Annotated in this window: 9 protein-coding genes; all 9 read left to right on the top strand. The window is 56.0% G+C overall.

The features are described from left to right. The first annotated feature begins 245 nt into the window (after positions 1-245). The 9 genes from trmL to E0E37_RS16010 all read left to right on the top strand — a co-directional run bounded on the left by trmL (position 246) and on the right by E0E37_RS16010 (position 12,514). On the top strand, positions 246-716 hold the full coding sequence (gene trmL / locus E0E37_RS16050; protein WP_130863990.1) for a tRNA (uridine(34)/cytosine(34)/5-carboxymethylaminomethyluridine(34)-2'-O)-methyltransferase TrmL: 471 nt from the start codon (positions 246-248) through the stop codon (positions 714-716). 31 nt (positions 717-747) lie between these two features. Then, on the top strand, positions 748-2,385 hold the full coding sequence (locus E0E37_RS16045) for a Na/Pi cotransporter family protein (RefSeq protein WP_165445405.1): 1,638 nt from the start codon (positions 748-750) through the stop codon (positions 2,383-2,385). Positions 2,386-2,486: 101 nt separating this feature from the next. Further along, complete coding sequence (gene rpoN, locus E0E37_RS16040; protein ID WP_130863988.1) at positions 2,487-3,974, top strand: RNA polymerase factor sigma-54; 1,488 nt, start codon at positions 2,487-2,489, stop codon at positions 3,972-3,974. Between the two features lie 99 nt (positions 3,975-4,073). Further along, complete coding sequence (locus tag E0E37_RS16035; RefSeq protein ID WP_130863987.1) at positions 4,074-5,261, top strand: phosphoglycerate kinase; 1,188 nt, start codon at positions 4,074-4,076, stop codon at positions 5,259-5,261. Between the two features lie 11 nt (positions 5,262-5,272). After that, positions 5,273-6,019 (top strand): triose-phosphate isomerase, encoded by a 747-nt coding sequence (gene tpiA / locus E0E37_RS16030; RefSeq protein ID WP_130863986.1) that lies wholly within the window; start codon positions 5,273-5,275, stop codon positions 6,017-6,019. Between the two features lie 176 nt (positions 6,020-6,195). Continuing rightward, positions 6,196-7,488: a phosphopyruvate hydratase gene (eno, locus tag E0E37_RS16025; protein ID WP_130863985.1), complete on the top strand. Its 1,293-nt coding sequence runs from the start codon at positions 6,196-6,198 to the stop codon at positions 7,486-7,488. 221 nt (positions 7,489-7,709) lie between these two features. Beyond that, positions 7,710-7,940, top strand: a complete 231-nt coding sequence (secG, locus tag E0E37_RS16020; RefSeq protein ID WP_130863984.1) for a preprotein translocase subunit SecG — start codon at positions 7,710-7,712, stop codon at positions 7,938-7,940. Between the two features lie 131 nt (positions 7,941-8,071). After that, entirely contained in the window at positions 8,072-10,099 is a 2,028-nt protein-coding gene (locus tag E0E37_RS16015) for a sodium-translocating pyrophosphatase (protein WP_130863983.1), read from the top strand. Between the two features lie 342 nt (positions 10,100-10,441). Next, entirely contained in the window at positions 10,442-12,514 is a 2,073-nt protein-coding gene (locus E0E37_RS16010; protein ID WP_130863982.1) for a sigma 54-interacting transcriptional regulator, read from the top strand. The last annotated feature ends 69 nt before the right edge of the window (positions 12,515-12,583 follow it).

The following is a 12,583-nucleotide window of genomic DNA, read 5'->3' as shown; positions in this document are numbered from 1 at the left end:
AAATGTCTTCCTAAAGTTGCAAAAATTTATTATAATAGCGTCTGACACTGGCACAGGCCGATTTTGTTCACGCATCCGGACATTCTGTGTTATGATTACATTAGAGAATGAAAGGGCGGCGGACAGGCGTCCTGTTGAGAAGAGGAAGAAACAGGCGCGCACATCCGTGGGTCTGGCCGTAAGGCCGGCGCAGGAGGCAGGCGCGACAGGCGCGTGACAGGCGCATGACAGAAAGGAAGTTTGACATGGCATTTCACATCGTGTTGGTGGAGCCGGAGATCCCGCCCAATACCGGAAATATCGCCCGGTCCTGCGCGGCCACCGGCAGCGTGCTCCATCTGGTCAGGCCCCTGGGCTTTTCCATCGAGGACAGGCAGCTGAAGCGTGCAGGTCTGGATTACTGGCCCTTTGTAAAACTGGAAGTACACGAGAGTCTGGAAGCGTTTATGGAACAGTACGGGGACAGGGCGCTCTATCTGGCCACCACGAAGGGCACCCGGAAATACACGGATGTGCGTTATGAGGACGAGTGCATGATCCTGTTCGGCAGAGAGACGGCGGGACTTCCCCGGGACTTTGTACAGGCCCATCAGGAACGGACCGTTCGGGTCCCCATGAGCGCGGACACCAGGCTGCGCTCGCTGAATCTGGCCAACTCGGTAAATATTATTTTGTTTGAAGCTCTGCGTCAGGCGGGGTTTCCTGATCTGGAATAGCTAATATAGTAAGAAAGAAGGAATGAGTCAAATGTCGTTTGCAAATCTGCTCATAGCGTTTCAGATCCTGGGGGGATCCGGTCTGCTTCTTTACGGAATCGAAGTGATGAAAGATTCCCTTGAGCTCGTCACAGAAGGAAAGACCCTGCGGCTGCTGGAAATGTCCAGAAAGAGCACGCTGAAAAGCATTTTTGCGGGTATGATCGTGACGATGATCAATCAGAAAAGCACGGCGACCACAGTCATGGTGGTGGGCCTGGTAAACGCGGGCATGATGTCGCTGGTCCAGGCTGCGGGAGTCATCATGGGGGCCAATATCGGAACCACGGTGACGGCTCAGCTGCTGGCGTTTCGCGTTGAACTGCTGGCACCCTGCATCGTAGGCGTGGCAGTTTTTTTCTGGAAATATACCAAAAGCAAAAAAATCGAAGAATTAGCTGGAATTTTTGTGGGAGCGGGCATAATGTTCGTGGGGATGATCTTCATCGAGTCCGCTCTGCTGCCGCTGCTCCAATATCCTTCCGTGCAGCAGTTTATACGCTGGAGTGAAAATCTTTCCCAGGGCGGTTTTATTCTCATCATTCTGGTGGGATTCCTGCTGACGGCGGTGCTCAGAAGCAGCAGCGTCATCACGGGCATCATGATCGCCATGTCGGCCAGAGGTCTTCTGAACCTGGACGCGGGACTGGCCCTGATCCTGGGCATCAATATCGGAAAGTGCCTGACGGCCGTTCTGGCGGCCAGAGGCGCCACCCGCACCGGAAAGAGGGCGGCGGTGATCCATCTGCTGTTCAACACCTTCGGCGCAGTGCTGGTGGTATTGTTTTTCCGGGGCTGGTTCGAGGAATTGCTGTTTTTCCTGTCTCCGGTCAACGTGGGCAGGCAGATCGCCAACGCCCACACGCTGTTCAACCTGGGCACGGCCGTCATCTGTCTGCCGCTGGTGGGCAGGCTGGTGGGACTGTCGGGAAAAATCGTTCCCGCCAGAAAACAGGAGGTCAAGGCGGACACGTCCAGCCTGGACGTGCGGATGCTGGAGACGCCGGGGCTGGCGCTGGCTCAGACCAATAACGAGATCGCCGTGATGGCGGAACTTTCTCTTGAGCTGTTCGACTGCAGCTGCAAAGCGGTGCTCACAGGGGCGGAAAAATATGTGACGCGGGTGGAGGAGGAAGAGAGCAACGTGATCCGCATGCAGAAAGAGATCGAGGTCTATCTGGTGAAGCTGTCCCGGAGAAATATCTCCGAAGCGCAGCACAGGAGCCTCAATCTGATGCTGGGGGTCACGGGAGACGTGGAGCGGATCAGCGACGCCGCTTTTACCATATCCAAGCTGGCTACCTTTAAGAAGAAGAACGGCATCCATCTGAGCGAGGACGCAAAGAAGGAACTGACGGATCTCCAGGAACTCATCATGAATGTGGCGGAAGGGCTGATCCCGACCATCAGGAACGGCGATGCGCAGAAGGCCAACCGCCTTCTGTCCGCGGAGATCAAGCTGGGCAACATGGAGGAGACCCTGCGGGAGTCCCATGTGGAACGGCTGAATCAAGGAGTCTGCAATCCCGGTTCCGGCGTGCTGTTTCTGGATATGGTGGGCCACATGGAACGAGTGGTGGACTACATGAGGCGCATCTGCTTCTATGTGATCGACAACGACAAATATTAAATTCCACGAATGAATTCTGCTTTCGATGTGGGCAAAAATGTGTTATAATTACTCTTAGTGTTTGAGTGCTGCAGTGACAATTGTTCAGAGAGGCGAGGATTATGAGACTTGGTTATGATTTGACAATCGAACAATCACAAAAACTGGTTATGACGCCGGAGTTGATCCAGGCGATCCAGATCCTGCAGTTTAACACACAGGAACTGGAAAACTATGTAGAAGAACAGCTTTTGACGAATCCGATCCTGGATATCGACAGCGGCGGACAGGGAGAGCAGAGTTCCTCAGACGGCGAGAAGTACGAAGACAAATTCGAAGAAAAGTACGATAATACGAAGTCGGAGGAAAGCTTCGAGGAAAAATACGCCAACAAGCTGGAGCCGAATAAGGAAAAGCCCGACGAGCCCTTCGACTGGGCGGAGCATTTCAAAGAGCGAGAGTACGACGACATCAGCTATAAGCAGTGGCAGTACGATCCCAATCAGAACGATTATTCCTACGAGCAGGTGGTCAGCCCAGATATTACGCTCACCGAACACCTGATGTTCCAGCTGCAGTTCGTGACCATGAAGCGAAGCTGCAGGCAGGTCGCCATCTACATGATCGAGGCGCTGGATGAAAACGGGTATCTGACTCAATCCCTTCCTGAGATGGCGAAGCAGTTCGGCATCTCCCCGGAAAAGGCGGAGGAGGTCCTGCAGATCATTCAGGGTTTCGACCCCACCGGCGTAGGGGCGCGGGACCTCAGGGAATGCCTGAAGATCCAGCTGGTCCACAGCGGCCGGGACGACGAGGTCGTGCTGGAGGTGGTGGATCATCATCTGGAGGATCTGGCAAACAATCGTCTGAGCAGCATTGCCAGGGCGATGAATATCACGGTGAAGGAAGCCCAGGAGATCTGCGACCTGATCCGTTCTCTGGAGCCCAAGCCAGGCCGGCAGTTCGGCTCCGCCTCGGAGACGCGTTACATCATTCCGGATGTGACGGTGGAAAAGGTGGACGGTCAGTACGTGGTCATGGTGAATGAGAGCAGCACCCCGAGACTGACGCTGAGCCCCTATTACCAGAAGGTGCTCATCGAAGCGGATAAAGAGTCCAATATCTCAAAATTCCTGACAGGGAGGCTGAATTCCGCTCTGTGGCTGATCAAAAGCATCGAGCAGCGGCGGCAGACCATCTACAACGTGGTCAGCGCCGTGGTCAAATATCAGGCGGACTTCTTCGACTACGGGCCGAAATATCTGAAAACTCTGACGCTGAAGCAGATCGCGGACGAGGTGGGGATCCACGAATCCACGGTCAGCCGTTCCATCAACGGAAAGTATATGCAGAGTCCGCGGGGCGTGTTTGAGATCAAGTATTTCTTCACCAGCGGAGTCTCAGGCAGCACCGGCGAGGGCATCGCGTCGGAGAGCATTAAGACGATCATCAAAGAGATCGTGGATCACGAGGATCCCAAGGCGCCCAAGAGCGACCAGGCCATGGTCGAGATCCTGGCGGAGCGGGGGATCGATATTTCCCGGCGCACGGTGGCAAAATATCGGGATGAGATGAATGTTCCGTCTTCCTCAAAGAGGAAGCGGTATTAATAACAGAATGTACAGGGAGGTCGCGCGGACGGACGGTGAAAATACAAATGTCTCAGCCGGCCTTTCTTGCGTTGGAGAGTTAGTTTAGGGAGGTTTATTATGAAAAAGACAGTCAGAGACATCGACGTGAAACAGAAGACCGTTATCGTCAGATGCGATTTTAACGTGCCGCTGGACGCGGACCGCAATATTACCGACGATATCCGCATCACCTCGGCGCTGCCGACGATCCGGTATCTGATCGACAATCAGGCCAAGATCATACTCATGTCCCATCTGGGCAGACCGGACGGCCAGCCGGATCCCAAGTACAGCCTGAAGCCGGTGGCGGACCGCCTTGGCTGCCTGCTGGGAAAACCGGTGATCTTCGAGAGCGTTCCCGAAGTGGTGAACGACGAAGTCAGGGCGGCGGCCAAAGCGCTGGAGCCGGGGCAGGTCATGCTTCTGGAAAACGTGCGGTTCAGAAAGGAAGAGACGAAGAACGGCGAAGGTTTTTCCAGAGAACTGGCGGAACTGGCCGAGATCTTCGTGAACGACGCGTTCGGAACGGCTCACAGGGCCCATTCTTCTACGGCGGGCATCGCGGCGTTTCTGCCGGCGGTATCGGGCTTTCTGATCGAGAAGGAGCTGAAATTTCTGGACGAAGCGGTGGAAGCTCCCCAGCGTCCCTTCCTGGCCATTATGGGCGGAGCCAAGGTCAGCGATAAGATCACTGTCATCGAAAGCCTGCTGGAAAAGGTAGACAGTCTGATCATCGGCGGCGGTATGGCCTACACCTTCTATAAATCCATGGGCCTGGAGGTAGGGACCTCCATTCTGGAGGCGGATAAGACGGATCTGGCCGCGGGACTTTTGGAAAAGGCCAGGGAAAAGGGCGTAGATCTGATCCTGCCCGTGGACGTCAGAGTGGCAAAGGAATTTAAAAACGACACGGAAAACTTCGTCTGCGACAGGGATAAAATGCCTGCCGACATGCAGGGACTGGACATCGGAGACAAGAGCATCCGGCTGTTCTGCGACGAGATCGCCAAGGCGAAGACCATTATCTGGAACGGCCCTGTAGGCGTCTTTGAGATGGAGAATTTCGCGAAGGGAACGAGAGCGGTGGCGGAGGCCATGGCCGCCAGCAGCGGGGTGACGATCATCGGCGGCGGGGATTCCGCCGCTGCGGTGAAGCAGTTCGGGCTGGAGGACAAAATGACGCACATCTCCACCGGAGGCGGCGCTTCTCTGGAATTTCTGGAGGGAAAAGAGCTGCCGGGGGTGGCGGTATTGATGGATAAATAGAGGAGGACAAAATGCGTAAACCATTCATCGCAGGGAACTGGAAAATGTTCAAGAACACGTCGGAGGCCCGGGCTTTCGCGGGAGAGTTTCTCGCGCTCTATGAAAAGTCCGACGTGAACGTGGCCGTCTGCGCGCCTTTTACACAGCTTGCGGCCCTGAAAGAAGCCTTCGGGACCAGCGGCGTGAAGCTGGGCGCTCAGAACATGCACTTCGAGGAGAGCGGAGCGTTTACAGGCGAGATCTCCGCCGGCATGCTGGAGGAGATCGGCGTGGATTACTGCATCATCGGTCATTCCGAGCGCCGGCAGTATTTTGCGGAGACGGACGAGACCGTAAATAAAAAGCTCCGCAAGGCCTTTGAGCACGGGATCATCCCCATCCTCTGCGTGGGCGAGGTCCTTGAGCAGAGAGACGCCGGAAAGGCTCCCCAGGTAGTGAAGGCGCAGACGGAAGCTGCGGTGAAGGGACTGAGCCCGGATCAGATCAAATCGCTGGTCATCGCCTATGAGCCCGTGTGGGCCATCGGCACGGGCAGGACAGCCACGCCGGAGCAGGCCAACGAGATGTGCGGCTATATCCGCAAGGTACTGGAGGATATCTATGGGGACGAGATCTCTGAAGAAGTAGTGATCCAGTACGGCGGCAGCGTGAAGCCGGACAATGCGGAAGAGATCATGAACATGGAGGAGATCGACGGGGCCCTGGTGGGCGGCGCCAGTCTCAAGCCGGAGGACTTTATCCGGATCGTGAATTTTTAAAAGCGCGCTGGGGCGGACCGGCGGGCCCGGTCGGAGGCGCGTCCATGGGAGACGTATCGGAGTAAGGATAAGGGCTATCCAGGGCTTTGAGAGAGCTTCGGCGGCATTTTGGAATGTTTGGAACTGTTCGGTAAGGAATCGTTAGGAAAAGGTATAGAGAAAGGATGGGAAACGAAATGGCTTTTATTGAAGATGTACTGGCGAGAGAGGTTCTTGATTCAAGGGGCAATCCCACCGTAGAGGTGGAAGTGTTTCTGGACGACGGCGGGTCCGGCAGAGCGATCGTTCCGTCCGGGGCGTCCACAGGCGTTCACGAGGCGGTGGAGCTGCGGGACGGCGATAAGGGCCGCTATCTGGGCAAGGGCGTCACAAAGGCGGTGGACAATGTGAACGATATCATCGCCGAGGAGATCATCGGAATGGACGCTTTCGATCAGGTGGGACTGGATCAGACCCTCATCGAGCTGGACGGCACGCCCAACAAAGGGAAGCTGGGAGCCAACGCCATTCTGGCCGTATCCATGGCCACGGCCCACGCGGCGGCAGACAGCCTGGGACTTCCGCTGTTTCAGTATCTGGGCGGCGTAAACGGAAAGGTGCTGCCCACGCCCATGATGAATATTCTCAACGGCGGCGAGCACGCGGACAACACCGTGGATATTCAGGAATTCATGGTGATGCCGGTGGGAGCCGGATCCTTCCGTGAAGGGCTGCGCATGGGCGCGGAAGTGTTCCACAGCCTGAAAGCCGTGCTCAAGGCCAAGGGACTGAACACCGCGGTGGGCGACGAGGGCGGCTTCGCACCGAATCTGGCCACCAACGAGGAGGCCATTCTCGTGATCCTGGAAGCCATTGAAAAAGCGGGCTACAAAGCCGGCGAGGACATAAAACTGGCGCTGGACGTGGCGGCGTCCGAGATGTACGACGGGGAAAAGAAGATCTATAATCTGAAGGGCGAGGGCGTTTCCCGCACGGCCGAAGAGATGGTCGCCTACTACGAGATGCTGACGGAAAAATATCCCGTCATCTCCATTGAGGACGGTCTGGCGGAGGACGACTGGGAAGGCTGGAAGCTGCTGACGGAACGCCTGGGCCATAAGGTCCAGCTGGTGGGGGACGATCTGTTCGTCACCAACACCGAACGTCTGGAAGAGGGGATCCGGATGGGCGTGGCCAACTCCATTCTCATCAAAGTGAACCAGATCGGCACGCTGACCGAGACTTTCGACGCCATCGAGATGGCCAAGAAAGCCGGTTACACCGCCGTGGTGTCTCACCGCTCCGGCGAGACGGAGGACGTGACCATCGCCGACATCGTCGTAGGTCTGAATGCGGGCCAGATCAAGACCGGTTCGCTTTCCAGAACCGACCGTATCGCGAAGTACAACCAGCTGCTCCGCCTGGAAGAACTGCTGGGCGATTCCGCTCAGTACGCGGGTGAAAAGGCGTTCTATAACCTCAGAAAATAGCGTGGAATCCTTCCGGCGTCAGACGGGGGAAGACATGGATGGCGCCCGCCGGGCGCCTTTCACAGCCTGCGGAACCTCAGGGCCCGAAATTTCAGGGCCTTTCGGAGCCGCAGGCTGAAATTTTTCTTGATTTTTGGACATGATTGTGGTAAACTCTAGAAGTTAATTAAACGGATGCGTTGTTTGCGGCTTCGCGTTCGTCCGGCAGAGGAGGTGTAACGATGAAAATGGCGTTAATGATATTGCTGGCTGTTGCAAGCCTTGTGCTGATCGCAAGTATTCTGCTTCAGTCCGGAAACAGCGCGGGACTGTCCGGTTCCATCAGCGGCGGCGCTGAGCAGCTGTTCGGAAAGAAAAAGAGCCAGGGTTACGAGGCGATCCTGAGCAAGATCACAGCCGGCGGAGCGATCGTGTTTATTATCTGCTCCCTGATTTTGGTTGCTATTGAGTAATGCGGCGCGCCATGCTCAATGAACTGATTTATACATTTATTAATTGAAAACCGGTTAATTGATTAAGAGGTGTTGTGGATACGCCTCTTAATATTTGATTGGTGGAAATGCGAAGGAGGACGAAAACTATTATGGAAAGTATGGCATTTGTCGCACCTGTAGTCGGCATAATTGCTCTGATCGTCGCCTATGCACTCTCGTCCTGGATCACGAAGGTTGACGAAGGAAATGATCGCATGAAAGAAATTTCCGGGTACATCCGTGAAGGTGCAATGGCCTTCCTGAGAAGAGAGTACAAGACGATGATCATCGTTATCGTAGTATTGGTCGTAATTCTGGCGATCGGGATCCATCCCATCACCGCGGCTCTGTATCTGGTCGGAGCTCTGTTCTCCGTGCTGGCGGGCTACTGCGGCATGAGAGTTGCCACAAAGGGCAACGTCAGAACAGCCAACGCAGCCAGAGAAGGCGGCATGAACAAGGCGCTGAAAGTTGCTTTCAGAAGCGGCGCCGTTATGGGTCTGTGCGTGGTTGGTCTGGGACTGTTGGGCGTCGGCGCGGCGTTTGCATTCCTGGGCGTTGAAATGACTGCGGAATACATCACCGGTTTTGGACTGGGAGCTTCCTCCATGGCGCTGTTTGGCCGTGTGGGCGGCGGTATCTATACCAAGGCGGCCGATGTGGGCGCAGACCTGGTTGGTAAAGTCGAAGCGGGGATCCCCGAGGACGACCCGAGAAATCCGGCCGTTATCGCGGATAACGTGGGCGACAATGTAGGCGACGTCGCCGGCATGGGGTCCGACCTGTTCGAGTCCTACGTAGGTTCCATCATCTCCGCCATCACGCTGGCGGTCATCATCCCCAACATCACGCCGATGTTCGGAGACGCTTTCGAGCTTCCCCCGCTGGAGGGTTCCGTATTCCCGCTGGTTCTCTCCGCCGTAGGCATTCTGGCTTCTATCGTGGGGATCATGTTCGTCAAGGGCGACGAGAAATCAAACCCTGCGAAAGCGCTGAATATGGGAACTTATCTGAGCGCAGCGCTGGTCATCGTGGTATCTCTGGTGCTGAGCAACGTGTTCTTCAAGAACTTTAACTGTGCGGTGGCTGTCATCTCCGGTCTGATCGTAGGTACTGCCATCGGAAAGATCACGGAGATCTATACTTCCGCCGATTACAAATATGTAAAAGGGATCGCGGAGCAGTCTCAGACCGGCGCCGCTACCACCATCATCAGCGGCCTGGGCGTGGGCATGCTTTCCACCGTATGGCCGATCCTGATCATCGCAGTGGGTATTCTGATCGCTAACGCTTCCGCGGGTCTGTACGGGATCGCTCTGGCTGCGGTGGGTATGCTTTCCACAGCCGGTATGACCGTTGCCGTGGACGCTTACGGTCCGGTCTCCGACAACGCCGGCGGCATCGCCGAGATGGCGGAGCTGCCCCACGAAGTGAGAAACATCACCGATACGCTGGACTCCGTAGGAAACACCACGGCTGCTATCGGAAAAGGATTTGCCATCGGTTCCGCCGCTCTGACGGCCCTGGCGCTGTTCGCATCCTATTCCCAGGTAGCGAACCTGACCAACATCGATCTGCTGAACCCGGCCGTTATCGCGGGTATCTTCATCGGTGCCATGCTGCCCTTCGCGTTCTCCGCGATGACCATGAACTCCGTGGGCAAGGCGGCAAACCAGATGATCGAAGAAGTAAGAAGACAGTTCAGAGAAGACAAAGGCATCATGGCTGGTACATCCAAGCCTGATTATGCCAGATGCGTAGATATCTCCACCGGCGCGGCTCTTCGCGAGATGGTCGCTCCCGGTCTCCTGGCCGTTATCGCTCCGCTGGCCGTCGGTTTCATCATGGGAACCGCAGCTCTGGGCGGTATGCTGGCCGGAGCGCTGGCTTCCGGCGTACTGCTGGCTATCATGATGGCCAACGCAGGCGGCGCCTGGGACAACGCGAAAAAGTATGTTGAGAGCGGCGTGTACGGCGGCAAGGGCAGCGAGACCCATAAGGCGGCCGTTGTAGGCGATACGGTGGGCGATCCCTTCAAGGATACCTCCGGTCCCTCCATCAACATCCTGATCAAGCTCATGACCATCGTTGCCGTGGTATTCGCACCTCTGTTCGTACAGTTCGGAGGACTGCTGTAATCCACTGCGGGACGCGGAGGATCAGGGCTGGCCGTCAGGCTATGTTAAAACAGTATAAACAGATCTGAGAGAGCGGGCGTCAAGCCCGCTCTCTTTGCATTTTCAACGCGGTTCCTCTAATCGCGGTTCCTCTGATCGCGGTTCCTGCGGAAAAGAGCGCGGGCGCTGAAATTTTGAGAAAACTGTTTGATGCCTGCGCCCCGGAGATGTAAAATGAAAGAACAGGATCCGCGGCGGGGCGTTCACAGGCGTTCACGGGCGTCCCTGAGATCACAGCCGTACAGGATATAGGAGTCTGTCTGCAGAACGTAAGGAAATAAAATAGATAAGAGGATAATTCAAATGAAAGATATCGTTCTCATCGCGCCGTATAAGGCTATGGTGCTGCTGGCAAACGAGATCATCGGGAAAGAAAAATACGAGAATGTCCAGGTGGTGCGGGGAGATCTGCAGGAAGGGGTGCAGCTGGCCGTCCAGGCGGTGGAGGAAGGCGCGAGGGTACTGATCTCCCGGGGCGGGACCTTCACGGAGATCAGCAGCGCGGTCAAAGCCCCGGCTGTGGAGATAAAGATCAGCGCCTACGATATTCTGGACAATATGAAGAATATCATCGGGCGAGACGAACCTGTGGCCATTATCGGCTATAACAATGTCATATTTGGATATAAGATGATCGAAGCCGTCAGAAAGAACGTGACGCAGGTCAATCTGGAACAGGGGGAGGATCCCCGGGTCAGGATACAGGAATGCGTCGACAAAGGGATCCGTACCTTTGTGGGCGACGCGGTGGTCGAACGGATCTGTGAAAGATCCGGCTATCCGTGTTATCTGCTTGAGAGCGGGGAAGAGGTGATCCGCAACGCCATCGAGGAAGCCCAGCGTATTCTCATGGCCTCCAATCTGGAGCAGGAGCGGGCGAAGCGCAACATGGCGGTCATCGACTACGTGCACGACGGCGTGGTATCCACGGATGAGAGCAATCGGATCCTGGTCTGCAATTCCGTGGCCGAAAAGATACTGGGGGTAAAAAAGGAAGAGATCATCGACCGCCGGGCGGATGAGATCGAAGTGCTGAAGCCGCTGTTTCCGAAGCTGCGTGAGAAACAGACGCAGATCGACGAGCTGCGGCAGCTGAACAACAGGCAGACGACGGTGAGTCTGGTTCCCGTCTCCGTCAACAACGAAGACAGGGGGACGGTGGCGGTTTTTCAGGAAGTGGCATCCCTGCAGAGCATGGAGAAGAAAGTCCGCGCAAAGCTGATGGAAAAGGGCTTTGTGGCAAAATACACCTTCGATTCGATCATCTACCGCAGCGAACAGGTGGGGCGCTGTATCGCCATGGCGAAGAAATTCAGCCGTTACGACTCCGACATTCTCATCCAGGGCCAGTCCGGGGTGGGAAAGGAGCTCTTTGCCCAGAGCATCCACAACGAAAGCCGCCGCCGAACGGGGCCTTTTGTGGCGATCAACTGTGCGGCCCTGCCTGAGACCATCATAGAAAGCGAACTGTTCGGCTATGTGGAGGGCGCGTTTACGGGAAGCCGGCCCGGCGGAAAGGCCGGCGTGTTTGAACTGGCCCACGGCGGCACCATATTTCTGGACGAGATCAGCGAGCTGCCTACAACGCTGCAGGGGCGGCTGCTCCGCGTCATTCAGGAACGGGAGATCATGAGGCTGGGGGACGACAAGATCATTCCTCTGGATGTGCGCATCGTCTGCGCCACCAACCGGGAACTGACGGAGATGGTGCGTGAGGGAACGTTCCGACGGGATCTGCTTTACCGGATCAATCCACTGTCTTTCTATGTGCCGCCGCTGAATGAGCGCAGGGAGGACATTGAGGTCCTGGCATTTCATTTTCTGAGGATCTTCTGCCGGCGCTATTCCAAACAGATCGAGGGATTCAGCGAAAAAGCCATGACCTATCTCTCTTCCTATGATTACGAGGGGAACGCGCGGGAACTGAAGGGAATGATCGAGCGGGCGGTGATCCTCTGCGACGACAGGACCATCCGGCTGGCGGAGATCAGCCGGAAAGGAGAAGGCGCGGAATCAGACGCGCAGGGACGGGGGAGAAAAGACGGAGATCCGGCCGGGGCGGGACCCGCAGGGGGCGGGGATCTTGAGCGGGGGGAGACCGGCGGGGACGGCGGAGAGAACGGCGCAGTCTGCAGATCCGGACTTTCCAGTCTGGAAGAGGTGGAAAGCCGCTATATATTAAAAGTGTATGAAGCCACCGGCGGATCCACGGGAGAGACTTGCGCCATATTGAAGATCAATCGATCCACATTATGGAGGAAACTGAGAAAGTACCGCGGCGCCGCCGGAGCGGGGGAGCAGGAAGGCAGCGAAGAGACGGAGCACAGATCTGATATGTTGCAAACTGGAACGGATCAAACTGATGTTTCAAAGTAATACATCAAAAGTTTCTTTTTGAAACTATAATGAAATAAAACGTGTTGGCCGGAGAAAAACAGGTGTGAT

It is taken from the genome of Bacilliculturomica massiliensis (assembly GCF_900605495.1).
Lineage (GTDB): Bacteria > Bacillota > Clostridia > Peptostreptococcales > Anaerovoracaceae > Bacilliculturomica > Bacilliculturomica massiliensis.
This window is presented reverse-complemented; position numbering and strand designations above follow the sequence as displayed.

Coding starts and splice junctions, on each gene's coding strand:
- trmL (WP_130863990.1), top strand. CDS start 246: ATGGCATTTCACATCGTGTTGGTGGAGCCGGAGATCCCGCCCAATACC.
- E0E37_RS16045 (WP_165445405.1), top strand. CDS start 748: ATGTCGTTTGCAAATCTGCTCATAGCGTTTCAGATCCTGGGGGGATCC.
- rpoN (WP_130863988.1), top strand. CDS start 2,487: ATGAGACTTGGTTATGATTTGACAATCGAACAATCACAAAAACTGGTT.
- E0E37_RS16035 (WP_130863987.1), top strand. CDS start 4,074: ATGAAAAAGACAGTCAGAGACATCGACGTGAAACAGAAGACCGTTATC.
- tpiA (WP_130863986.1), top strand. CDS start 5,273: ATGCGTAAACCATTCATCGCAGGGAACTGGAAAATGTTCAAGAACACG.
- eno (WP_130863985.1), top strand. CDS start 6,196: ATGGCTTTTATTGAAGATGTACTGGCGAGAGAGGTTCTTGATTCAAGG.
- secG (WP_130863984.1), top strand. CDS start 7,710: ATGAAAATGGCGTTAATGATATTGCTGGCTGTTGCAAGCCTTGTGCTG.
- E0E37_RS16015 (WP_130863983.1), top strand. CDS start 8,072: ATGGAAAGTATGGCATTTGTCGCACCTGTAGTCGGCATAATTGCTCTG.
- E0E37_RS16010 (WP_130863982.1), top strand. CDS start 10,442: ATGAAAGATATCGTTCTCATCGCGCCGTATAAGGCTATGGTGCTGCTG.